21 protein-coding genes are annotated in these 24,347 nt (G+C 44.2%); 12 read left to right on the top strand and 9 right to left on the bottom strand.

Annotated elements, in window-relative coordinates; translation table 11 throughout:
* Position 1: 1 nt before the first annotated feature.
* The gene (locus tag K5Q29_RS04920) at positions 2-2,455 is read left to right on the top strand and encodes an ATP-dependent Clp protease ATP-binding subunit (RefSeq protein WP_105139882.1); all 2,454 of its coding nucleotides are present in this window, start codon (positions 2-4) and stop codon (positions 2,453-2,455) included.
* A gap of 425 nt (positions 2,456-2,880) precedes the next feature.
* On the top strand, positions 2,881-3,369 hold the full coding sequence (locus tag K5Q29_RS04915) for an adenylyltransferase/cytidyltransferase family protein (protein WP_105139884.1): 489 nt from the start codon (positions 2,881-2,883) through the stop codon (positions 3,367-3,369).
* A gap of 103 nt (positions 3,370-3,472) precedes the next feature.
* Here K5Q29_RS04915 and dusB read toward each other — a convergent pair whose 3' ends face one another.
* The 4 genes from dusB to gshAB form a co-directional block, all read right to left on the bottom strand.
* Entirely contained in the window at positions 3,473-4,477 is a 1,005-nt protein-coding gene (gene dusB, locus K5Q29_RS04910; protein WP_105139885.1) for a tRNA dihydrouridine synthase DusB, read from the bottom strand.
* A complete protein-coding gene (hslO, locus tag K5Q29_RS04905) occupies positions 4,470-5,336 on the bottom strand; it encodes an Hsp33 family molecular chaperone HslO (RefSeq protein ID WP_013730589.1) in 867 nt (288 codons plus the stop codon). Before hslO ends, dusB begins: the two co-directional genes overlap by 8 nt.
* A gap of 79 nt (positions 5,337-5,415) precedes the next feature.
* Positions 5,416-8,535, bottom strand: coding sequence for a DUF6359 domain-containing protein (locus tag K5Q29_RS04900; protein ID WP_105139886.1), 3,120 nt, complete (start codon positions 8,533-8,535; stop codon positions 5,416-5,418).
* 567 nt (positions 8,536-9,102) lie between these two features.
* The gene (gene gshAB / locus K5Q29_RS04895; protein WP_105139887.1) at positions 9,103-11,334 is read right to left on the bottom strand and encodes a bifunctional glutamate--cysteine ligase GshA/glutathione synthetase GshB; all 2,232 of its coding nucleotides are present in this window, start codon (positions 11,332-11,334) and stop codon (positions 9,103-9,105) included.
* Positions 11,335-11,697: 363 nt separating this feature from the next.
* Here gshAB and K5Q29_RS04890 point away from each other — a divergent pair, with 363 nt between their 5' ends.
* The 6 genes from K5Q29_RS04890 (at position 11,698) to K5Q29_RS04865 (ending at position 18,616) form a co-directional block, all read left to right on the top strand.
* Complete coding sequence (locus K5Q29_RS04890; protein ID WP_002937782.1) at positions 11,698-12,990, top strand: adenylosuccinate synthase; 1,293 nt, start codon at positions 11,698-11,700, stop codon at positions 12,988-12,990.
* 109 nt (positions 12,991-13,099) lie between these two features.
* The gene (gene yajC / locus K5Q29_RS04885) at positions 13,100-13,423 is read left to right on the top strand and encodes a preprotein translocase subunit YajC (protein ID WP_105115980.1); all 324 of its coding nucleotides are present in this window, start codon (positions 13,100-13,102) and stop codon (positions 13,421-13,423) included.
* A 113-nt stretch (positions 13,424-13,536) separates the two neighbouring features.
* Positions 13,537-14,292 (top strand): isoprenyl transferase, encoded by a 756-nt coding sequence (locus K5Q29_RS04880; RefSeq protein ID WP_105139888.1) that lies wholly within the window; start codon positions 13,537-13,539, stop codon positions 14,290-14,292.
* Positions 14,293-14,301: 9 nt separating this feature from the next.
* On the top strand, positions 14,302-15,108 hold the full coding sequence (locus tag K5Q29_RS04875) for a phosphatidate cytidylyltransferase (protein ID WP_105139889.1): 807 nt from the start codon (positions 14,302-14,304) through the stop codon (positions 15,106-15,108).
* Between the two features lie 9 nt (positions 15,109-15,117).
* Positions 15,118-16,377: an RIP metalloprotease RseP gene (gene rseP / locus K5Q29_RS04870; RefSeq protein ID WP_029186785.1), complete on the top strand. Its 1,260-nt coding sequence runs from the start codon at positions 15,118-15,120 to the stop codon at positions 16,375-16,377.
* A gap of 376 nt (positions 16,378-16,753) precedes the next feature.
* The gene (locus tag K5Q29_RS04865; RefSeq protein WP_105139890.1) at positions 16,754-18,616 is read left to right on the top strand and encodes a proline--tRNA ligase; all 1,863 of its coding nucleotides are present in this window, start codon (positions 16,754-16,756) and stop codon (positions 18,614-18,616) included.
* Positions 18,617-18,839: 223 nt separating this feature from the next.
* Here the strand turns inward: K5Q29_RS04865 and K5Q29_RS04860 are convergent, their stop codons facing one another.
* The 4 genes from K5Q29_RS04860 to dhaK are packed head-to-tail and all read right to left on the bottom strand — an operon-like array spanning position 18,840 to position 21,506.
* Positions 18,840-19,550 (bottom strand): MIP/aquaporin family protein, encoded by a 711-nt coding sequence (locus K5Q29_RS04860; protein WP_044755256.1) that lies wholly within the window; start codon positions 19,548-19,550, stop codon positions 18,840-18,842.
* 9 nt (positions 19,551-19,559) lie between these two features.
* Positions 19,560-19,934: a dihydroxyacetone kinase phosphoryl donor subunit DhaM gene (dhaM, locus tag K5Q29_RS04855; RefSeq protein ID WP_105139891.1), complete on the bottom strand. Its 375-nt coding sequence runs from the start codon at positions 19,932-19,934 to the stop codon at positions 19,560-19,562.
* Positions 19,931-20,506 (bottom strand): dihydroxyacetone kinase subunit DhaL, encoded by a 576-nt coding sequence (gene dhaL, locus K5Q29_RS04850; RefSeq protein WP_105139892.1) that lies wholly within the window; start codon positions 20,504-20,506, stop codon positions 19,931-19,933. Before dhaL ends, dhaM begins: the two co-directional genes overlap by 4 nt.
* 10 nt (positions 20,507-20,516) lie before the next feature.
* Positions 20,517-21,506, bottom strand: coding sequence for a dihydroxyacetone kinase subunit DhaK (gene dhaK, locus K5Q29_RS04845; protein WP_105139893.1), 990 nt, complete (start codon positions 21,504-21,506; stop codon positions 20,517-20,519).
* 146 nt (positions 21,507-21,652) lie between these two features.
* On the opposite strand from dhaK, the gene dhaS reads away from it, so the two are divergent.
* From dhaS to K5Q29_RS04825, 4 genes are all read left to right on the top strand, one after another.
* A complete protein-coding gene (gene dhaS, locus K5Q29_RS04840; protein ID WP_014638686.1) occupies positions 21,653-22,198 on the top strand; it encodes a dihydroxyacetone kinase transcriptional activator DhaS in 546 nt (181 codons plus the stop codon).
* Positions 22,199-22,208: 10 nt separating this feature from the next.
* Positions 22,209-23,198, top strand: coding sequence for a DhaKLM operon coactivator DhaQ (dhaQ, locus tag K5Q29_RS04835; RefSeq protein WP_105139894.1), 990 nt, complete (start codon positions 22,209-22,211; stop codon positions 23,196-23,198).
* A 164-nt stretch (positions 23,199-23,362) separates the two neighbouring features.
* Positions 23,363-23,617, top strand: coding sequence for a hypothetical protein (locus K5Q29_RS04830; RefSeq protein WP_205032604.1), 255 nt, complete (start codon positions 23,363-23,365; stop codon positions 23,615-23,617).
* Positions 23,618-23,642: 25 nt separating this feature from the next.
* Entirely contained in the window at positions 23,643-24,113 is a 471-nt protein-coding gene (locus K5Q29_RS04825) for a hypothetical protein (protein ID WP_105139896.1), read from the top strand.
* Between the two features lie 3 nt (positions 24,114-24,116).
* Here the strand turns inward: K5Q29_RS04825 and K5Q29_RS04820 are convergent.
* On the bottom strand, positions 24,117-24,347 hold a 231-nt coding region (locus tag K5Q29_RS04820), incomplete at its 5' end, for a transposase (RefSeq protein WP_221877036.1).

The raw sequence follows: 24,347 nt of genomic DNA, 5'->3' as shown, positions 1-24,347 counted from the left end.
TATGAAAATTTCAACTGGTTTACAAAGTGTTTTTGAAGATGCCCAGTTGGTCGCACAACGTTATGCTTGTGAATACTTGGAAACCTGGCATGTTCTCTTGTCTTTCGTTATCAACCATGATACAGTCGCCGGCGCTGTTTTGGCAGAATATCCTATTTCAATTTCTGACTATGAACATGCAACTTTTGTTGTGACCGACAAGGTCTATCGTGAAGAGTTGGATAGTTTTCGTATTTTACCATCTTCTAAACGTTTGGATGAAACGGCTAGTTTTGCCAAGAAAATTGCAGAAGTCGTCAAGGCTAAGGAGCTGGGAACGGAACATTTGTTTATGGCTATGTTGTTGGACAAGCGGTCAACAGCTAGTCAGATTTTGGACAAGGTAGGTTTTTATTTTGAAGACTCAGATGATAAGTTTCGTTTCTTGGACTTGCGTAAAAACTTGGAGGCACGTGCGGGGTTTACCAAAGAGGACCTTAAAGCTATCCGCAGTGTGATGAAGGGTGGCAAAGCCAAACCTACTAATATGGGACAGATGATGGGAATGCCCCCAGCATCTCAAAGTGGTGGATTAGAAGACTACACTCGTGATTTGACAGCTTTGGCGCGTGAAGGGAAGATTGAACCTGTCATCGGTCGAGACGCTGAGATTGCACGGATGATCCAAATTCTATCACGTAAAACCAAGAACAACCCAGTTCTAGTTGGTGATGCTGGTGTCGGAAAAACTGCGCTTGCTTTGGGTCTTGCTCAACGTGTTGCTGCAGGTGATGTCCCTGTCAGCTTGGCTAAGATGCGGGTTTTGGAACTTGACTTAATGAACGTTATCGCTGGAACTCGTTTCCGTGGTGATTTCGAAGAGCGGATGAATAATATCATCAACGACATCGAGGAAGATGGTCAGGTCATCCTCTTCATCGATGAGTTGCATACCATTATGGGTTCTGGCTCGGGGATTGATTCGACCTTGGACGCAGCCAATATCCTCAAACCAGCTCTTGCTCGTGGCACCCTCCGTACAGTCGGAGCGACGACTCAGACAGAGTACCAAAAGCATATTGAGAAAGACGCAGCCCTGGTTCGTCGTTTTGCCAAAGTGACCATTGAAGAGCCGACAGTGGAAGATAGCATTGCCATTTTGACTGGTTTAAAAGGTACTTTTGAGAAATACCACAGGGTCCGTATTGGACAAGTGGCTGTAGAGACTGCTGTGACCTACGCTAAGCGATATTTGACCAGTAAAAACCTGCCAGATTCTGCCATTGATCTGCTGGACGAAGCTAGTGCAACGGTACAAAATCGAGTGAAAGGGCAGGCTGAGGAAACAGGACTGACGAGCATTGACAAGGCCTTGATGGATAAAAAATATAAGACTGTCAGCAAGCTTTTGATTAAAACGAAAGAAGATGCCGAGGCTAGTCAAAACGATGACTTAGAAGTGACAGAAGATGATATTTTGGAAACACTTAGTCGCTTATCAGGTATCACGGTAGCCAAGCTCAGCCAATCAGATACTAAGAAGTACCTGAATCTGGAAGCAGAATTGCACAAGCGTGTGATTGGGCAGGAAGAAGCTATTTCTGCAGTTAGCAGAGCTATTCGCCGTAATCAGTCAGGGATTCGTACAGGTCGCAGACCGATTGGTTCCTTTATGTTCTTGGGACCAACTGGTGTCGGTAAGACAGAGCTTGCTAAAGCCTTGGCAGAGGTTCTCTTTGATGATGAATCTGCTCTTATCCGTTTTGATATGTCTGAATACATGGAGAAATTCGCAGCCAGCCGTTTAAACGGTGCCCCTCCGGGTTATGTGGGCTATGAAGAGGGTGGCGAATTGACAGAAAAAGTTCGTAACAAACCGTATTCTGTTCTTCTTTTTGATGAGGTTGAAAAGGCTCATCCAGATATTTTCAATGTTCTCTTGCAGGTCTTGGATGATGGTGTTCTGACAGACAGTAAGGGACGTAAGGTTGATTTCTCAAATACCATTATTATCATGACGTCAAACCTTGGAGCAACAGCCCTTCGTGATGATAAGACAGTTGGTTTTGGCGCCCTTGATTTATCTAAGGACCACAAGGAAGTGGAGAAACGCATTTTTGAGGAATTGAAAAAAGCCTACCGTCCAGAATTTATCAACCGTATTGACGAGAAAGTTGTCTTCCATAGCTTGACTGAGTCCCATATGCAGGATGTTGTTAAAGTCATGGTTAAACCATTGTTGGCTGTAACAGCTGAGAAAGGAATTACCCTTAAACTTCAACCATCAGCCCTTAAGTTATTGGCTAAACAAGGTTATGACCCAGAAATGGGAGCTCGTCCTCTTCGTAGACTCTTACAAACCAAATTGGAAGATCCGTTGGCAGAAATGTTACTCCGTGGTGACTTGGCTACTGGTTCGACCTTGAAGGTTGGGGTCAAGGGCGAAGAACTCAAGTTTGGTGTGGTAAAGGGATAAGGAGTGCTTGTTGTTGCTATCCTTTCCAGATGCAGAATTGTTCTTCCGTTTTGAAAAAAGGATAAAATAGGGAGTGAGAAAGAACTCGACTAGTCTAAAAAAGAGTTCCCCTCACCTCCAAACAGTAGGTTCGGGCTAAAATAGTCCACTGGACTAATTTACTCCCACCCCCGCACAGCTCACAAGGTTCAGTGAACCTTGTGAGGTTGGAAATGAAGCGAACTCTGTTCGCATCAGTCGTAGTGGTCAGATTTGGAGTGTAAAACACGAATTGATGAGATTTGCTTTGCAAATCTTATCTCCAACCTTTAACAGTCCACTGGACTGTTAAACCCAATCAACCACTGCGCTAAGATGTTGACACGAACTCTGAGAAGAGGTGCTGGGCTTCTTGCTCGCCTCTTTAGCAAGTAGAAAGGAAATCTATGAATCAAACCATAGCTGTTGTTTTCGGAACCTTTGCTCCCATGCACAAGGGACATTTGGATTTGATCGAGCGAGCAAAGTTGGCCTGTGGTCAGGTTTATATTGTGGTGTCAGGGTATGACAAGGACCGTGGGGATTTGATTGGTTTAGATTTGACCAAACGATTTCAATTTGCTCAAGAGCAGTTTAAGGGAGATGATTTGGTCAGAGTTTGTGCCTTGGATGAAACAGACTTACCTCCCTATCCAAATGGCTGGGACCTTTGGTTAGACCGCTTGCTTGGTTTATTGGATTTGTCTGAACATCAAACGCCAGTCTTCTATGTGTCTGAGGAAGAATACGCTCAGGAACTGCAAAATCGAGGCTATCAAGCTCATTATAGTCCTAGAAAATTTGGCATTTCAGCGACCCTCATTCGCGAGAATCCGGGGCAGTATCGAGACTATATTGCCCCTGCCTTTGTTGGCTTCTTTGCTGAGCAGGAATAAGGTAATCATACAGAAAAAACGCATAAAATCAGGTTATAACCCTGGCTTTATGCGTTTTTGTATATGTTTAATGATTGGCAAGTATCAAACTTCTCAGATTTTCTTACTTAGTGATCCGTTCTTGATAGGCTTCTCTGGCCTGGTCAAAGAGTTCTTGGACCTGCTCAATGGTTTCTGCTTTGGCAACGGCACCACGGATTTTGGCAGCACCTGCTGAGCCACGAAGATAGTGGGGAGCAAGGCCACGGAATTCGCGGACGGCAACTGACTCGCCCTTGAGATTGGTCAATCGGGTCAGGTGGTCGAAGGCGACATTGAGTTTGTCATCGAAGGAGAGGTCGGGCAGGACTTCTCCTGTTTCAAGATAGTGGTTGATTTGGTTGAAGATGTAAGGATTACCCATGGCAGTTCGTCCGACCATGACGGCATCAGCTCCGACTTCCTCCATTCGCTGACGGGCATCTTCTACATTACGAATGTCGCCGTTTGCGATAAAGGGAATCTTGGTCAGGCTGCCAGCCACCTTGGTCAAGGTTTCCAGGTCAACCGTTCCTGTGTACATCTGCTCGCGGGTCCGTCCGTGCATGGCCAGGGCAGCCACACCGCCACTTTCTGCGGCCAGGGCATTTTCGACCGCCAGGTCGGTATTGTTCCAACCGGTCCGCATCTTAACGGTCAAGGGAATGTCGAGGACCGAGGTCACTTCCTTGACGATGTGGTAAATCTTGTCGGGGTCCTTGAGCCACTTGGCACCGGCCTCGTTCTTGATGACCTTGTTGACGGGGCAGCCCATGTTGATATCTACGATATTGGCCTTGGTGTTTTTCTGGATGAAGTCGGCAGCTCGTTTCAGCCCTTCGGCGTTGCCACCGAAAAGCTGGATAGACATAGGGTATTCGTTGTCGTCGATATGGAGCATATGGAGGGTCTTCTCGTTGTTGTAGAGAAGGCCTTTTTCAGAAATCATTTCCATAACGACCAGGCCTGCTCCCATTTCCTTGGCAATGGTGCGGAAGGCCGAGTTGGTCACGCCAGCCATAGGAGCCAGCACGCAGCGATTGGGGATTTCCACATCACCAATCATAAAAGGGGTGTTGAGATTAGCCATTGATGAGTTCCTCCAAATCGTTTTCGTCAAAGTGGTAATGGGTCTGGCAGAATTGACAGGTGATGTCCACGCCCTTGTCTTCTTCCTTCATCTCTTGTAGGTCGGTTTTTGGCAAACTAGCTAGAGCATCAAGGAAGCGGTCCTTAGAGCAGTCGCAGACAAAGCCGATTTCCTCTTCTGACAGGCGTTTGAAGTCGTCGTCGCCATAAATGGCGGATAGCAGAGCTTCTATGTGGTTTTCAGAAGCCAGCAAGCTTGAAATGGCAGGCATTTCTTGGATACGTTTCTCGAAACGGGCAATTTCAGCCTCGGTTGCACCTGGTAAAACTTGCAACAAGAATCCGCCAGCTACCTTGACCTTGTCTTCTTCGTCTAATAACACGTTCAATCCCACTGCTGAAGGTGTCTGCTGGCTGTCTGTCAGGAAGTAGGCAAAATCTTCACCGATCTCACCAGAAATCAAGGGTGTCATGGAATTGTAGGGGTGACCTGTTCCGTAGTCTGTGATGACCAGAAATTGGCCATTGCCTACAAGAGGTCCAACGATGACTTCGCCAGTCGCTGTCCGTTTGTAGTCCAAGTCTGGATTTTGAATGTAGCCCTTGACCTGACCTTTGGTATTAGCAACGGAGATGATAGCACCAACAGCACCGCTGGCCAAGATTTTCAGGGTGATTTTTGTATCGCCTTTTTCATTAGCAGCCAAGATCTGATTGGCAATGAGAGTGCGGCCCAGAGCAACGGTGGACGACGCCATAGTGTCGTGTTTTTCCTGGGCTGTTTTCACGGTTTCTGTGCTATCTAGCACAAAGGCACGGAAATGCCCGCTTTTTGATAGTGTTTTAATAATTTTATCCATAACTTTAATTATAGCACAAGTGGAGGTGGAGCAGTAGAAAAATGAGCCTGAAAGTCATGCTTTCAAGCTCAAAAAATGATTAGGATTCTTTTTGTTTTTTGACAAGGCAGGCGCTCAAGATAACGAGACCGATTGTGATAAGTACAAAGCTTGTTTCTTCTCCTGTTTTTGGAAGAATTTTCTTTTGACTGTTTTTGGCAGTAGGGATGGCTGTTGGTTGTCCCTTGTCTGTATCGCCAGAACGGTCATCAGTATTTACAGATGTTTGATTAGAAGTTGAAAGATTTGTTGGCTTGTTATTGTTGGTCGTACCATTGTCATCACTATTATTGACTGTTCCTGAGTCATCTGTCTGCTTGTCGCTTGGTTCTGGTTGAGTTGGTTCTTGTGCCTTTGTCACATCCAGTTGTACCAATAGCGGATCGTGGTCAGAAGCTCTGCCATGTTCTTCCATAAAGGCTGAATTGACATGGACCATATCAAAGGCATAGCGCTCCAACAAGTTAGTTGATACTAGCATATTGTCAAGAGACTGATTGTTTCCATTATAGAAGTAAGAGAAGCGATCGGATGCATCGTGACGACTAACGAGGTTAGCCATTCCTCCTGTTTCTAAAATTTCTATGGTTTTAGTAAATTCATAGTCATTGAAGTCGCCTAGCATAACGATATTAGCATTTGGATTTTGAGTTAAACCTGCTTTTGTAAAGTCAGCGATAATTTGTGCTAGTATGTGGCGTTTTTCTTCGGACTTGAAGCTGACAGGTTGGATTTTTCCGTAGAGACCATTGTCACCGCGTTTTGAGTTGAGATGGTTGGCAAGGACAACGACTTTCTCGCCTTTGAAGACGAATTCAGCTGCAAGTGTTTTGCGGACAGCTGCCCAAGCAGGGTTGGTTGGGTCGATTCGGCCCAGGCTGAGATTGAGTTCGCCGTTTTCCCAAGCTACTGCCTGTGTTGCGGTACCGATTGGTTTGTCAGATAGGCTGACACGTTTTGAGTTGTAGAGGAAGCCGACGCGAATATTGCCTCCCTCTTGTCCGCCGTCTTTGTTGTTTTCGGGAGCAATATCCACATAGGTATAGGTTGGTCCGCCGGCTGCTTGAATGGCTGCAATTAGGCGCTCAGCACTCTTACTAGCATCAGTTGTGCCGTCGTTTGTAGCACCGTTGTTGTCTTGCACTTCAATCAATCCGATAATGTCTGGAGAATGTAGGTCTGAAACAAAGGATTTGGCAATGCGTTGGACTTTAGCGTCTGATGTTGACTTACTATTAGCAGAGAAGTTTTCAATATTATAAGAAGCGATAGTCAGCTTGTCATCATTTGGGATAATAGTTGTTGTTTCTGGTTTTGTAGTTCCTTCGTGCAAGGTTGGAAGGGTGCTATCATCCACATAGACCTTATAATTGGTGTAAGAGTAGGTAACTGGTCCAGCAATACGACCGGTGAAATAGTCTCCTGATTTGACGATCTGTTTTCCATTTTTCAAAAGTAGAGGAATGATATTGGTATTATTCCCTTCAGGGCGAAGGTTGACGCCTCCGACATTGTTTAAAGGAAGTTGACTAGTGGTAGGAGTGACATAGATTTCCTTGTTTTTTAGTGGACCGAGTATTTTTGCATCATCAACGGCAACCACCATGCCTTCAACGGATTCCCAGAAATCGAGCGCATCTTGTTCTGGATCAAATTGAGCCAAACCGTCGTTGTCGATAATATCTGCTGGGATGGTTCGGTCAAGACCAAGGACTATAGGAGATGGTACAGGTGCAGTCCCATCCACAGTTACTTCAGTAGCTCGAATTTGTGTGATGGTTAAGTCTGTTTTGTCACGTTCAGCATACCCTCTGCCCTGGTATTCTTCTACTCGTCCTGCGATAGTGACAAGATCTCCTACTTTGACATTTGTTTTTAATTTGTCAGTAAAGATGTTAATACCGTCAGATGTTTTGACGTCTCCATCTGGTGTGACATCTTGCACGTAGAAGTTATTGGCAGAGGTAACGTAGGTTACTACGACATTTTTAAGCATAACAGATTGATTCACCAGAGGTGACTGGTGACTTGCACCTTGAATGCGACCGACTGTTACAGCTTCGGTCTTTCCTGGTCCTGCTTCCGTCGTTGCCTTTTCAATGACTTCAAAATGAGAGAGGTCAAATGGTTTTAATTGTATTTTTCCGTTATAGGTGGATAAAATAGCGGTTAGATTAATCTTATCTCCCTTGTTGATACGGTTCAAAAGATCCGCCGTTTTGACGCCTGTTCGACTGTCTAAACGCACATCCACAGTTTGTCCTTCAGAGTCAGTTACGGTAAAGGTAGAATTTTGATAGCTATCGCTTTGAATATCTCCGACAGTCAAGTTTTTTAGAGAAACTAGTGTTGCCTGTGCTTGCGTCGTTAACTGAGCAATGTTTGTTTCTGTAATAGGAGTGTTGAAATTCTCAGAGATAGCCTTGTGGTTGCTAACTGTAGTTAGTTGGAGTTCGCCTTTATACTCACCCAATGTTCCTGTTAATTGAATGGTATCACCAGGCTGATAGCCCAAGGCAGCCCCAGGGTAGATATAGATACCAGCACCGTCAGAACCTTGGAGGTAAAAACCATTTCCTCCCCAACCATTTACTAGGCTAATAATTTTACCAGAGACTGTGTACTCTGTTCCTTGTGCACCAGAACGAACAGTAGCAATCGGTGTAGAAACAAGGTCACTTGGTTTGGTAGCTGTATTTTCACTTGTTGGTGGCTGAACATTAGTAGAAGATGAATCTACGATTTCAATCGCTGTAGCTGGTTTGATCCCAGCTCGCTTCATGTATGTATCGCTAGTTCCTGTGATGCGAACCAATTTTCCGACTAGTTCGGGATGATCAACGAGGTTGAATTGGCTACGAAGAGGTTCTTTTAGTTGAATAGGGATAGTGTCGGCGGCCGCAGTATCCATGCTTGCACCAAGGGCTAGATTTGTTTTGTTAGTAGCGTCAAAAGCAGTTCCGCTACTATTAAGTGGTGCAATAAGATAGCCTTGTATCGTGACTTCCGACTTGGTTATTGCAAGTGACGGATAATTCTCTATCGCCACTTCAGTAGCGTGCACAGATGGTATGGGCGAAGTAGCAAGACTAAACAAGAGTCCGGCTGTTACCGCTACAGAACCTACGGTATAGAAGAGAGAACGGTTTCTAATCTTCATATAAAACTCCTTTTTGTTATATATGGACGTCATAAAAACGTCTGCAGTTGTTATATACATATAGTTTAACAGAAAATGAGTTGTTTGGAATACTTTTTTTAGATATAATACGGATATTTTTAAAAATTCAAATGAAATAGTAAAAATAAATTGGAAAACGAAACAAAAGACGAACGAAACAATTAAGCGATGGGAATTGGTTCACAAAAAAGCACCGAGATATAAATGATTATCTCGGTGTCTTATTCGTTTTGTTTAATATTGGTTGGGAGTTTTCGTGAAGGAACAAAGGGGCAAAGCAGATATATAGTCCTTTAGTTGACTTTTTTTACTTCGACGCAAGAGGAACTCCGTTTCTGGCCTTCCAGCTTCAAACAATCCACTGGTTTGTTTGAACTCGCTTTGCCATACTTTACAGAAGTGACTTGCGAGGCAAGTCTTATTTTCAACCTAGAATGTTCTAGCAACCTGCCGCTATTGAGGCGAATGTACTTTGCCCTATCTCCAGCCTTCAAAAGCTCCACAAATCTTTGAAGTAAGTACTAACAAAGTAAGGAAAATGGAAAACTATAGCTCTGGAAACAATTTTTTCAAAATCTTCGGTGTAATGCTCTGTCCAGGTCCTGCGTAAGTATAGGTGTGCAGGTACATGGCAGGGTTGAAGTTGAGTTCGATGCAGGTACAGTTGGGCTTGTCTTCGCTGGCTGGCTTGGTGCGGTCGGGGATAATCAAGTCCACACCACAGGCCCAAGCTCCCATAGCAGTCGCCATATCAGTGGCCAGTTGCTTGTAGGACTCGTCCATCTGGTCGGTCATATCGATGGAATCGCCACCCGTTGAAATATTGGAATTGCCACGCAGAAAGGCTTGAACGCCCTCTGGCAAAACTGTATCGGGCGTGTAGCCTTGTTGCTCCAACATAAGCAGTTCGATGTCGCCCAAGTTAATGATTTCCAGCGGCGAACGGTGGTCACGCCCTCGCAGTGGATCTTGGTTTTTTTGGTCCACCAATTCACGGATGGTTGAGCTACCGTCCCCCACGACATTGGCTGCGACGCGGAGCAGGACAGCCTCGCACTTGCCGCCTAAGATGAAGAAGCGGTACTCGGTTCCCGCCACGAACTCCTCCACGAGCACATGGCTGTCTTCTGAAAAGGCGATGTCCAGGGCCTTTTCATAGTCCGCAAGGCTGGCTGGCTCCTGGAAGATAGAGATGCCTAGGCCGAAGTTGGTGGATTTTGGTTTGACAACAATAGCAGAGCTGGCTACCTGTCCGTAGTACCGCAGGGCATCTGTCTTGTTTGCAAATTCCGCTCCCGCAGGTACTGGAAAACCAGCCTGGTCCAAGATTTTCTTGGTCACGACCTTGTTGGCCATGGCGAGAGGGATGACGTAGTTGTCCTTGGAGGTCATGTTGCCATTTTTGATGTACTCGACATGGTCGCCATGCCAGAGTTTGAGAAATTGGTCTTCTTCATCCAAAATCTCCACGTTCAAGCCCAGCTGAATGGCGTCGAAGAGAATCATCTGGGTGGAGAGTTCCATGTTTTCATAGCCCTTGAGGGCGTAAGGGGCTGTCCAAGCATAGTCATGGAATACTTGTCCTTGCTGCTGACCAAACTTTTCTAGAGACCCATCTTCAACCTGCTCTGCTATTTTTCCGGAAAGGGTCAGATGTGGGTCTTGAAGAGCGGCCTCCACATGTGCAATGAGCTGGCCATAGTAGTCATCCAGTCCAAAGTGTAGAACTATGGCTTTCATGGCTGTCAAGATTGGCGTGGCATCGGCCTCGCTAGGTAGAGGTGTGTGTGGGTGGCTAAGGGCGATGAGGTTGTTAAGTTTATCTGCTTTTGCTAGGGTGTTATCAACATCTGTCAGTTGGTCTAGCCAAAGAAGAGATAAGATAAAGAGGTGGACTGTATCAAGGGTTTCCTGACTAATAGCAAGCGGGTCATAGGGGTTAAGGTCAAAGGAACGGAATTCTAAATAAGAAATCCCCTTGCTGAGGTAGTCACGGCTAGTCTTGGCACCACGGAGGCGGACAGCTGAGTAAAATTCCTTCTCAGCGGATAGTTGACCAGACTGGACAGCTTGTTCGATGTCATCCACGTACTGTTCGAGAGAAGAAAAGGAAATATGAACATCATCGGAGTTGACATAGCCGTACTTGGAATTACGAATGGAACGGACGCAACCGACTTCCGTAGTTAGGAATCCTTTTTCGGCTAGGCTACTTGCCCCATATAGGTAAGTTAAGAGCCAACGATAGTTGAGGAAGTTTTGTGCTAATTTGAGGTAGAGGGTATTTTTGAATGCGATAAAGTCTGTTTCCTCGTTTAATTCAAAAAGTTGTTGGGTTAAGTCTTTTCCTAATTCAAAATTATAATGGATGCCAGACATAGACTGGACGAGCTTGCCATAGCGTTCTCCCAAACCGACACGATATTGGTACTCATAGTCGCTATCTAGTTGAGCAATTTGGATTTCCTCTTCTGAAATCACAGGTGGCATGGATAGGGGCCAGAGGTATTCTTGCTTATCCATAGAACGTGCGGCAACATCTGTAATGGCTCCCAGTAGGCGACGAGCTTCCTTAGTCGACTGAGCGATTGGTGTAATCAACTCTAACTGTGGCTCGCTGTAGTCTGTCTGGATATAGGGGTGGAAGCTACGAGAACCCAGTTTATGAGGATGGGGAGTTTGTGCAACTCTGTGGTTTGAATTGATGCGAAGTGATTCGCGCTCAATTCCAAAAGTAGCCTGAAGAATGGGGCTGTTTGGTGATAATTTTTGTAACATACTAAGTCCTTTATATTTCTGTCAAAGTCTTATTCCAATTTTATCTAGATTGGAGGGCAAATACAAATTTCTGCTACGTTTCTCGTGAAAAATGTACTGAAAATTATTGAAAGCAAACAAAGACTTCGGATTTCTCTGTCAAAAGCATATTTACACATGTCTATCTCGTGTGTTTAATCGGATTTTTTTGAAATATGCTTTTTAAAAAATAAAAACATTCGCTATATATGAAATTATTGGAATTTCTTGAAAAAATGTTCGTTTTTTGATAGAATAGTGTGTAAAGCGAAACTTGCAGGTGAGATTCCTGCCAGAAGTAGAAGAAAGGCTGGGCTGGTTAGCCAGTTCAGAGAAAGAGTGAATATGACATCAGTAGTTGTTGTAGGAACCCAGTGGGGCGACGAAGGTAAGGGTAAAATTACAGACTTCTTGTCTGCTAATGCTGAAGTAATCGCACGTTATCAAGGTGGTGATAACGCTGGACACACTATCGTTATCGATGGCACTAAATATAAATTGCACTTGATTCCGTCAGGAATCTTCTTCCCAGAAAAGATTTCTGTGATCGGTAATGGTGTGGTTGTCAATCCAAAATCTTTGGTGAAGGAAATCAACTATCTCCATGATTCAGGTGTGACAACAGATAATTTGCGGATTTCAGACCGCGCACACGTCATCTTGCCTTACCACATCAAATTGGACCAGTTGCAAGAAGAGTCTAAAGGTGAGAACAAGATTGGTACAACCAACAAGGGTATCGGTCCTGCTTACATGGACAAGGCAGCCCGTGTCGGTATCCGTATTGCAGACCTCTTGGACAAGGAGATTTTTGCGGAGCGTTTGAGAACAAACTTGGCTGAGAAAAACCGTTTGTTTGAGAAAATGTATGAGTCAACTCCGATTGAGTTTGATGAAATCTTTGAAGAATACTATGCTTATGGTCAAGAAATCAAAAAGTATGTAACAGATACCTCTGTTATCTTGAATGATGCTCTCGATCAAGGTAAACGTGTCTTGTTTGAAGGTGCGCAAGGGGTTATGTTGGATATTGACCAAGGTACCTATCCATTCGTTACTTCTTCAAACCCAGTTGCTGGTGGTGTGACCATCGGTAGCGGTGTCGGCCCAAGCAAGATTGACAAGGTTGTTGGTGTATGTAAGGCCTATACTAGCCGTGTTGGTGATGGACCATTCCCAACTGAATTGCACGATGAAATCGGAGACCGTATCCGCGAAATCGGTAAGGAATACGGTACGACAACTGGCCGTCCACGCCGTGTCGGTTGGTTTGACTCAGTGGTGATGCGCCATAGCCGCCGTGTGTCAGGTATTACCAACTTGTCCCTCAACTCGATTGACGTCTTGTCAGGTCTTGAAACGTTGAAAATCTGCGTGGCTTATGACTTGGATGGTGAGCGTATTGACCACTACCCTGCAAGTTTGGAGCAACTCAAACGTTGCAAACCAATCTATGAAGAAATGCCAGGTTGGTCTGAAGACATCACAGGTGTGCGTAGCCTGGATGAATTGCCAGAAGCGGCTCGCAACTATGTTCGTCGTATCAGCGAATTGGTCGGCGTTCGTATCTCAACCTTCTCAGTAGGTCCTGGTCGTGAACAGACCAACATCCTTGAGAGTGTATGGAGCGCAAAATAGTGTGCGAAGACTGAACGAAAGTTCGGTCTTTTTCTGTTTGGTCGAATTTTGCTTTCTTGTCCAGAATTTGATATAATCATGCTTATCAAACAATAAAAGAGGTAAACAAATGGAAGGTTTATTTTTGCCGCTTGTCATGGTTGCCATGATTGGTTTTATGTTCTATTCGCAACGTAAACAACAAAAACAACGTCAAGAAGCACTAAATCAAATCAAAAAAGGTGATGAAATTGTAACCATTGGTGGGCTATTTGGTATTGTCGATGAAATCGATGATAAAAAGGTTGTTCTCGATGTTGATGGTGTTTATTTGACATTTGAACGTGGTGCTATTCGTAATCGTGTAGCAAGTTCAGGTACTACATCTGCAGTTGTTGAAGAAGCGGCAGTTGAAACGACAGAAGCGACTCCAGAATCTGCAATTGAAGAATAAGGATGAAAAACCGAGGGAAACCTTGGTTTTCTCTTGTTTTAGCCCTGCCTGATTTTTGCTATCCTAGGTAAAAATATGGTATAATGAAACGATTATACAATAAGGAAAATACCATGTTTAAATTTAATTTTAAAAAGAAAGAAAGCATTGAAACAGCAATTGAAGTCCCTAAGCATATCGCTGTGATTATGGATGGCAATGGCCGTTGGGCGAAAAAGCGGATGCAGCCACGTATTATGGGGCATAAGGCTGGTATGGATGCACTTCAAAAGGTTACCAAGACGGCTTCTGATCTGGGAGTAAAGGTGCTAACTGTCTATGCCTTTTCTACAGAAAACTGGTCTCGACCGGAAAAAGAAGTGAAGTTTATCATGAATTTACCTGTGGAGTTTTATGATAAGTATGTTCCTGAACTCCATGCCAATAATGTCAAAATTCAGATGATTGGTGACCATTCCAAACTTCCTGTTCCGACTCTCAATGCGCTTTATAAAGCTGAACAAAAGACAAAGAGTAACACTGGTTTGATTCTCAATTTCGCTCTGAACTATGGCGGTCGTGATGAGGTGACTCGCGCAGTCAAGGCTATTGCGCAAGATGTCTTGGATGCCAAGTTCAATCCTGGTGATATTGATGAGAAATTAATAGCGGATTACCTCTATACAGGAACCTTATCACCAATGTTACGCGATCCCGATCTAGTTATCCGTACAAGTGGTGAACTTCGTCTTAGCAACTTCCTGCCGTGGCAAACAGCCTACAGCGAGCTGTACTTTACAGATATTGCTTGGCCTGATTTTGATGGAGAAGCACTTAAATTAGCGATTAAAGAATACAACCGTCGCCACAGACGTTTTGGCGGTGTATAAGGAGAAGGTATGACAAACGATTTACAGAAACGAGTGATATTTGGCGGCATTGCTCTAGCTATTTTCATTCCCTTTTTGTTGGCTGGTGGGATGGCATTTCAATTTTTTGTAGGCCTGTTAGCTATCATTGCTACAACTGAATTGATTAAAATGCATCGCCTAGCACCAAATTCTATCGAGGGTGTCCTAGCTATGTTGGCCAGTTTAGTCTTGGCTCTTCCACTCCAGAATTATCTGACATTTTTACCGACGGATGGAAATTACACAGCCTACGCCATTGTAGTATTTTTACTGCTTGGTTCGACGGTTTTTAATATCGGTCATTACAACTATTCCGATGTGGTCTTTCCAATTGCCTCAAGTTTCTATGTTGGTATCGGCTTTCATAGTTTGATACTGGCTCGTATGGATGGGCTCAATAAAGTCTTCTTTGCCCTCTGTTTAGTCTGGGCAACAGACATTGGTGCCTACTTAATCGGTCGTCAGATTGGTCGGAGAAAATTATTGCCCAAGGTTTCACCGAATAAAACGGTTGAAGGCTTTGTAGGCGGTATTCTTTCTGCGGTGGTAGTTGCTATCATTTTCTTGATTGTCGATAAGTCCTTGTTGGCGGTCTATTCATTTAGCATGATGTTGTTGTTAGTTGTGATTTTCTCGATATTCTCACAATTCGGAGACTTAGTAGAAAGTGCTATTAAACGCTATTTTGGTGTGAAGGATTCTGGAAAAATTATTCCAGGACACGGCGGTATCCTGGATCGTTTTGACGGTATGATTTTTGTCTTTCCAATCATGCACTTCTTTGGATTATTTTAAGGAGGTACTATGAAGGGAATTTTAGCATTTATATTTATATTTGGTGTGATTGTGGTTGTCCATGAATTTGGTCATTTCTACTTCGCCAAGAAAGCGGGTATCCTTGTGAGGGAATTTGCGATTGGGATGGGTCCCAAAATTTTCGCTCATACGGGTAAGGATGGGACACTTTACACCATCCGTATTCTTCCTCTAGGTGGCTATGTTCGAATGGCTGGATGGGGTGAAGATAAGACAGAGATTAAGACAGGTAGTCCTGCCAGCCTCAGCTTGAATGAAGCTGGTGTTGTGACGCGGATTAATTTGTCTGGTAAGCAACTGGATAGTCTCAGTTTGCCAATGAATGTAACCAGTTTTGACTTTGAAGAAAAATTGGAAATCACAGGCTTGGTCTTGGAAGAAAGCAAGACCTATAAGGTTGATCACGATGCCACGATTGTAGAGGAAGATGGAACAGAAGTTCGGATTGCTCCACTTGATGTTCAGTATCAAAATGCGACAGTCTGGGGACGGTTGATGACCAACTTTGCGGGGCCCATGAATAACTTTATTTTAGGGATTCTAGTATTTATTATTTTGTTCTTCATGCAAGGCGGGGTTGCCAACCCATCAAGCAATGCAGTAAGTATTACTGAAGGTGGTGCTTTGCAGGCAGCAGGTGTTGTCACAGGGGACAAGATTCTTTCGGTCAATGGGAACGCGACAGACAGCTACACAGAAGTTGCAACGATTATTAGCAAAGTAGCGACAGATGCAACAACAGCCCCAAGCTTTGATTTGGTTGTTGAGCATGATGGGAAAAACCGTCATGTCTCCGTTACTGCTGAACAAGTAGATGGGGCCTATCGAATTGGTATTTCACCGATTTTGAAAACTGGTTTCGTTGATAAAATTGTCGGTGGTTTCCAAGAAGCGGGAGCGACAGCTCTTAGGGTTGTAACAGCTTTGAAGAATCTAATTGCAAACTTTGATGTTAAGCAGTTGGGAGGACCGGTTGCTATTTATAAAGTAAGTTCTCAAGCGGCTGAATTTGGTTTGGTTTCTGTATTGGGGCTAATGGCTGCACTTTCCATTAACCTTGGAATCTTCAATTTGATTCCAATTCCAGCCTTGGATGGTGGTAAGATTGTTATGAATATTCTGGAAGCCATTCGCAGAAAACCACTCAAACCAGAGACGGAATCTTATATCACTCTAGCAGGTGTAGCCGTTATGGTGGTTCTTATGATAGTAGTCACTTGGAATGATATTATAAGAGTCTTCTTCTAAGATAATTTGAAATTTATGAAAGGAATTGAATGCGTGCTAAATGCAGGACGTTCTGAAAACTACGAAAAAGAAAGGAACAGAGAGTTTTCATATTTGAACTCGAGCGTCAGCGAGGGTTTTGATAAGTGACTTCTGTGATTCCTAATCAAGTTAAACTACGAAAGGAACTGAATGCGTGCTAAATGCAGGATGTTCTGAAAAATACGAAAGGAATTGAACACGGGCTGAAACCTGTGTCTTCCTGTCAAACAAATGATGAAAGGAACTGAATGCGTGCTAAAAACTTTACGAAAAAGATAAACCTGCCTAGTGCCAAAGGCACTGCGTTAGGTTTCCTATTTTCGTTTCGTTTTCTTAACGCACTTATATCTTAACTATGAAACAGTCTAAAATGATTATCCCTACTTTGCGGGAGATGCCTTCGGATGCGTCGGTGATTAGCCACGCTTTGATGTTACGTGCGGGTTATGTCCGTCAGATTTCTGCTGGTATTTACAGCTACTTGCCATTGGCTAACCGTGTGATTGAAAAAGCAAAAAATATCATGCGTGAGGAGTTTGATAAGATTGATGCTATTGAATTTTTGGCTCCAGCTCTTTTGTCAGCGGACATTTGGCGTGAGTCAGGTCGTTACGAAACATATGGAGACGACCTCTACAAGCTCAAAAACCGCGAAGGTTCTGACTTTATCTTGGGACCAACTCACGAAGAAACGGTGACTCTTTTGGCGCGTGATGCGGTCCAGTCTTACAAACAGTTGCCACTTAACATCTACCAAATCCAATCTAAGTATCGTGATGAAAAACGCCCTCGTAACGGTCTTCTCCGTGGTCGTGAGTTCATCATGAAAGACGGTTACAGCTTCCATGCTAGTTATGAGAGCTTGGACCAGACCTATGATGACTACAAGGCGGCTTACGAGGCAATCTTCACTCGTGCAGGCTTGGAGTTCAAAGCTATCATCGGTGACGGTGGTGCCATGGGTGGTAAGGATAGCCAGGAGTTTATGGCTATTACTCCAGACCGTACTGACCTGGACCGTTGGGTTGTCTTGGACAAGTCGGTTGCTTCTTTTGAAGAAATCCCAGAGGATGTTCTTGAAGCGATCAAGGAAGAACTCTTGGCATGGTCTGTGTCTGGTGAAGACACTATCGCCTACTCTAGCGGATCAGGCTACGCTGCAAACCTAGAAATGGCAACTAGTGAGTACAAACCAAGTACAGCAGTTGTCGTCGAAGAAGACTTGGTTAAAGTAGCGACGCCAGATGCCAAAACCATCGACGAAGTGGCAGCCTTCTTGAATGTCGCTGAAGAGCAAACTATCAAAACCATGCTCTTTATGGCAGATGGCGAGCCAGTTGTTGCCCTCCTTGTTGGCAATGATCAAGTGAACGATGTCAAGTTGAAAAACCACCTCGGAGCAGATTTCTTTGATGTAGCAGGCCCAGCGGATGCTGAAAAAATCTTCGGTGTAGGTTTTGGTTCCCTTGGACCAGTCGGCTTGCCAGAAAACATCAAGATTATTGCAGACCGCAAGGTGCAAGATGTGAAAAATGCTGTTGTCGGTGCCAACGAAGACGGTTTCCACTACACAGGTGCCAATGCAGGGCGTGATTTCCAAGTGACTGAGTATGTGGACATTCGTGAAGTCAAGGAAGGCGAACCTTCTCCAGATGGACACGGGGTTCTCAACTTTGCCCGTGGTATCGAGATTGGTCACATCTTCAAACTCGGTACACGCTATTCTGACAGCATGAATGCCAACATCTTGGATGAGAATGGTCGTTCTATGCCGATTATCATGGGATGCTACGGAATCGGTGTTAGCCGCCTCTTGTCAGCCGTTCTTGAACAACACGCTCGCCTCTTTGTTAACAAGACACCAAAAGGCGAATACCGTTACGCTTGGGGAATCAACTTCCCTAAAGAATTGGCACCGTTTGATGTGCATTTGATTCCAGTCAATGTCAAAGATGAAGCGGCAATGGAATTGACTCAGTCTATCGAAGCGAGCTTGGTTGGTGCAGGCTATGAAGTATTAACTGACGACCGTAACGAGCGTGTAGGTGTTAAGTTCTCTGACAGTGACTTGATTGGCTTGCCAATCCGTGTGACTGTTGGTAAGAAAGCAGCTGATGGCATCGTCGAAGTGAAGATCAAGGGCACAGGTGATACTGTGGAAGTCCATGTGGACCAACTCCTTGAAACCTTGCAAATCCTTACAAAAGAAAATGAATAACAGAAAAAGACTTGGTTGATGATAGCCAAGTCTTTGTTGATAAAATGGGAGTGGGAAAGAACTCGACTAGGTCAAAAAGAGTTCGTCTTTCCACCCCCGCACAGTTGATTAGGTCAGATTTGGAGTGTGAAACACGAATAAATCTGCCAAACAACCACTGCGCTGAGATGTTGACACGAACTCTGATAAGTTGCGCGGGTCTTTTTCCAAAAGCCTATTTTTTTTATAACATATTTAGTAGGAGGTTATAGAGGATAGCTCCTGCGACTCCTCCAAGAATTGGGCCAGCAACTGGGATCCAGCTATAAGACCAGTCAGAATCTCCCTTATTAGGAATTGGAAGGATGGCATGCATGATACGAGGACCAAGGTCACGAGCAGGATTGACTGCGTAGCCTGTTGTAGATCCTAGTGAGAAGCCGATTGCAAATACGATAAGTCCCACGATGATTGGGCCGAGGCCAGCGCTGACATTGTTAGGGCCAATTGCAAGGATTCCCATGACTAAGACAGCTGTGCCAAGAGCCTCGCCGAGCAAGTTTGAAGCTGTGTGACGAAGAGCTGGTCCAGTAGAGAAGGCAGCAAGGATTGTTCCGCTATCTTTTGTTTCCTGCCAATGTGGGTAGAAATGGAGATAGAGGACGATGGATGCCAACATTGCTCCAGCAAATTGGGCAAGTAGGAAGCCTGGGACTTGAGCCCATGGTAGGGAGCCGATAGATGCCATTGCGATAGTGACAGCTGGATTCAGGTGGGCAGGTCCAAAAATTCCTGATACGTAGACGGCAATTGTTACAGCGATGCCCCATCCTAGTACGATGGTCAGCCAGCCACTATTTTCAGCCTTGGTTTTAGAGAGGATGCAGGATGCAACCACACCGTTTCCAAGTAATACTAGTATGAAAGTTCCAAGTAATTCTCCAATCAGATTCATAATGACCTCCTATTTATTGATTGTCAGTTCTTTTAATTGTTCAAGAATAGTCTCTAAGTCAGCTCCAGCCTGTAAGAGAGCTGCGGCAGTATAGCAACCTTCGACGACTGGTACGGTCTGGATAAGAATTTGTTTGTCTGTAAAATCGGCAGCAAGCTCCATGTTCATTCGGGCGCTACCTAGGTCGAAAAAGGCAAGGAGGGTATCAGCAGGGGTTGCATCAACTCGCTCTTGTACGATTTCAAAGCTGGTACCGATGCTACCATCTTCTAGTCCGCCACAGTAGGTGATGGGAATATCTTTTGCGACTTCAGATACTAGGTCGATGATTCCTTGGGCCAAATTTTTTGAATGGGATACGAGTAAGATACCAACCTTTGTCATAGTCCTGCCTCCAACATGGCTTCAAAGAGAAGTCCAGATGAGAAAGATCCTGGGTCAATGTGTCCAATAGACCTTTCCCCAACATAGGACGCTCGTCCCTTGGTTGCAGCAATATTCTTTGTCCCTTGAATGGCTTTATGGATAATTTCCGCTGTCAGTTGGCTTTCTCTTAGGGCAGAAATAACAGGAATCCAAACGTCTACCATGGTTTTCTCGCCTAATTCAGCCTTGCCGCGTTTTTGGATCATGTCCAAACCTGCTTGAAGCATGTCTGCCAAATCAGCGCCGGCTTGACTGGCTTTAGTAATCCCCATAAAGGCAGAGCCGTAGAGAGGACCGGAAGCACCGCCAACCTTGCTGAGAAGTTGCATGGCAACCACCTTAAAGACTTGGTCAGCAGTCTCATAGCCTTTTTCAGATAGCTCCTGCATGACGGCAGCCATTCCTCGCGCCATGTTGCCCCCGTGATCTCCATCTCCGATTGGAGAGTCAAGCTCACTCAAATAATCTTTGTTTTCTTGAATTTTCTTGTTGAATGTCTCCATCCAGAGTAATGCTTGTTTTGCATCCATAGTTTTTCTCCTACCAAGCTACCACTTCAACAGGTGCCTGCAAAGCGTCAATCCAGCTTGGGTCTTCTAGTTTGATTAAGGTCAATGACAGTCCAGCCATATCAATCGATGTCATGTAGTTACCGATTTTCTTGTAGTTAACGACCACGCCTTTTTTAGCCAGCAATTGAGCAACGTCGTTGGCAAAGACATATTGTTCCATGAGAGGAGTTGCGCCGAGACCGTTGATAAGGACACCATAGTGCTCGCCATCTTGAATATCAAAGCTTTCTGCCAATTTGTCAACTAATTCTTCAGCCAATTTAGCAGATGGTTGGAGTTTTTCTTTCTTATAGCCAGGTTCGCCGTGGATACCGACACCGTATTCAAATTCATCTTCTTCAAGGACGAAGCCTGGTTTGCCCACTTCTGGTACAGTAGCGCCTGATAGGGCTAAGCCGATAGTCTTGATTTGTGGGACGAGACGGTCAGCCAGTTCCTTGATTTCTGCTAGGGATTTGCCAGTTGTTGCAGCGTGACCGAGAATCTTGTGGACAAGGATGGTACCTGCTACCCCACGACGTCCTTGGGTATAGAGGCTATTTTCCACAGCGATGTCATCGTCCACAACGACACTGGCTACTTCGATGCCCTCCATTTCCGCCAATTCTTGCGCCATCTCAAAGTTCATGATGTCGCCGGAGTAGTTTTTGATGACCATAAAGACGCCAGCTCCCTCGTCAGCAGCCTTGATGGCTTCCAAGATTTGGTCTGGTGTTGGTGAGGTAAATACTGCGCCACATACAGCGGCAGACAACATGCCCTTGCCGACAAAGCCTGCATGAGAAGGTTCATGACCAGAGCCACCTCCTGAGATGATGCCGACTTTACCAGATTTTTCGGCCTTGCGGATAATCACATCAAATCCATCGATTCGATCGACAAGATCTTGGTGCATAAAGACAAGTCCTTTTAACATTTCATCAACGACATGTTCGGGTTGATTGATAATTTTTTTCATGAGAAAACTCCTTTGTTTTTTGTTTGCGCTTTCATTTTACATTGTCCGAAAGAAAAAAGGAAGGGACAGATTGTCCAAAGTGTCCCTTTTGTTCCAAAGAAAAGCATGATAGGGTATAATAAAGAGGAAGCGAAAGGAAGTGACATATGCCAACCTCGTTGATTACAAAGAAAAGGATTGCAAAGGCTTTTAAAAAACAGCTATCCCAAAAATCCTTTGATAAAATCTCAGTTGTCGACATCATGCAGGAAGCAGGGATTCGTCGTCAAACCTTTTACAACCATTTTTTAGACAAGTATGAGTTGCTGGACTGGATATTTGAAACAGAATTGCAGGAGCAGGTAACTGACAATCTGACCTATATTAGTGGAATCAAGCTTCTGGATGAGCTCTTGTACTACATCGAGAGTAACCAATCTTTCTACAGGCAACTCTTTGAGATTAAGGGGCAAAATGATTTTGTCAGCTATTTAGAAGGCTACTTTATGGTTTTGATGGAGAAAATTATCAACGAATACCAGCTTCAGGAGGGTAAAATGATTTCCCAACAGGATAAGCATTTTTTGATTCTCTATCATGTTAATGCTTGGATTGGACTGATAAAGGAAGGACTGACGCAGTCGCCTTGTCAGATTCACAGTTATTGGAAGCAAATGGTGGCTCTTGTTCGCGAGTCGTTTTTGATTTTGTAGGAGTTAATATATGGTGTTTATTAGAAATAGACAGGCAACAATTATTGAAGATTATTTGGATGGTTTCTGTCGAACCAATCCTAAAGTGAAGAAAGTGAAGGGGCTTCCGATTGTTCTGCAAAGAAGACAAAATGGGGAACAGATTCCGATTGTTTCTGGCGGTGGTTCTGGTCATGAGCCAGCCCATGTTGGCTTCGTCGGTAAAGGAATGCTGACTGCAGCAGTTTATGGAGAGATTTTTACTCCACCAACTGCTGAAGAAGTCTTGGCAGCCATTCGTGCAGTAGATAAGGGCAAGGGAGTTTTTCTGATTGTAAAAAACTTTGAGGCAGACCTTGTCTCTTTTAGAAAAGCTATCGAATTGGCTCGGCAGGAGGGAATTGCAGTCAAGTACATCGTATCCCATGACGATATTTCGGTCGATACTAAGAATAATTTCCGTATGCGGCATAGGGGGCTTGCAGGGACTATTCTACTTCATAAGATATTAGGAGCTGCTGCCCTTACTGGCTATAGCCTGGATGAATTGGAACAGCTGGGACTGTCTCTGGCAACAGAGATTGCGACCATCGGTTTTGCAACCAAGTCGGCCTATTTGCCCAATGCTGCCCTGCCTTTGTTTGATTTGGAGGAGGGACAAATATCTTACGGCATCGGTATCCATGGAGAAGAAGGCTATCGGACCGTTCGTTTTGAATCCTCTGAGCAGTTAGCCAACGAAATTGTGAACAAATTAAAATTAAGATTCCGCTGGAAGGAGGGGGAAGACTACATCCTCCTGGTCAATAATCTTGGATCTATGTCCGAGGTTGAGCAAGGAATCTTTTTGAACGACATTTGCCAATTTCTAGAACTAGAAGGTCTGAAGCTTTCCTATATAAAAACAGGTAAGTTTATGACTAGTCTAGATATGGGAGGAATTTCTGTCACCCTCTGTCGTGTCAAGGATCAAAAATGGCTGGACTTTTTAGAAGCACCGACAGAAGCTGCGGCTTGGTAGGTTCCTCTTTTCATAGAACATCCACCTCTAGGGGTTTTCCCATAGAGGTTTTTCGTGCACTCTTTCTATTTTTTAGACAAAATACCTTGACAAAAATGGTCAGGGAGGAGAATGGCACTGATAAACAAAAACTTTATCATAAAACGATTCAGAAGGATGATAAGATGACAAAGAAAAAACAATTGACCGGACTCGTCCTTGCGACAGGTTTGTCTGTTTTTGGAAGCGAAGTCCAAGCAGACGAAATCGTCACAGCCACTAGTCCAGCAGAGGCGGAAGCTGTCAGTTCGACGACCAGTAGCCAGCCGGTCACTGCTCAGGATGTGGCAGATGCTCAGGCTGTGGTTGATGATGCGCAAGCCATTGATACGGCAGTGGCGACAACGGAGCAGGACTGGGCATGCTCGGATTGGCAGTAGGAGTGAGACGGAAAGGAGGGTAGGGATGAGTAATCACGTAGAAAATAAAAAGGATGTAAATCTAATTGTGGCCTATAAATTGGGAGACCGCTACAATGGTAAAATGCTTGCTAGAAGTGTATTGGATGCCCACTATTTTCATGCAATGAATAACGGCGGTAGAGTTTTGTTTACAGTAGAGACTCAAAATGTTATGAAGATTGGTAGTGGAAAACAGCCAGGAAAAATCATCTTGACACCAGGCGATTTTTCAAGAGGATTTGAGGCGGTTATAGTTGATTTTGATGAGTTTCAGAACAGAATGCCAAACTCTAGCTACCGAAATCCGTCACAATTTAATACGAACCAAGAAAGTCAGTCAAATTATACTTGGTTTGAACTAAAAAATCCTAAAAAGCTTGCTACATTAGCTTTAGAACAATTTACAAATGTAAATACAGGTAAGCTACTTATAGAAAGTTTATCAGGTCAATCTTGTCGTATTTATGTTCAGTAATACTCAATTAAAATCAAAAATAGCCGATATCCAATCTCTATGTACAATTGATTTGAGTTGATAAACAGTTAAGGTTTGAATAATCTCTTGAAGTTTATCGATTACCCCATTTAAAGTCTTAAATACTTTATTCTTGAAACCAAGTTTACGAATCTCAGCCCAGACTTGCTCAATAGGATTCATTTCAGGTGTATAGGGTGGAATGAAGGTGAATTCTATATTCTCAGGAATATT

Source organism: Streptococcus sp. 2018037 (assembly GCF_019754195.1).
Taxonomy (GTDB): domain Bacteria; phylum Bacillota; class Bacilli; order Lactobacillales; family Streptococcaceae; genus Streptococcus; species Streptococcus hashimotonensis.
Note: the sequence above shows the minus strand (reverse complement) of the source record. Positions and strands in the feature narration are given on the sequence as shown.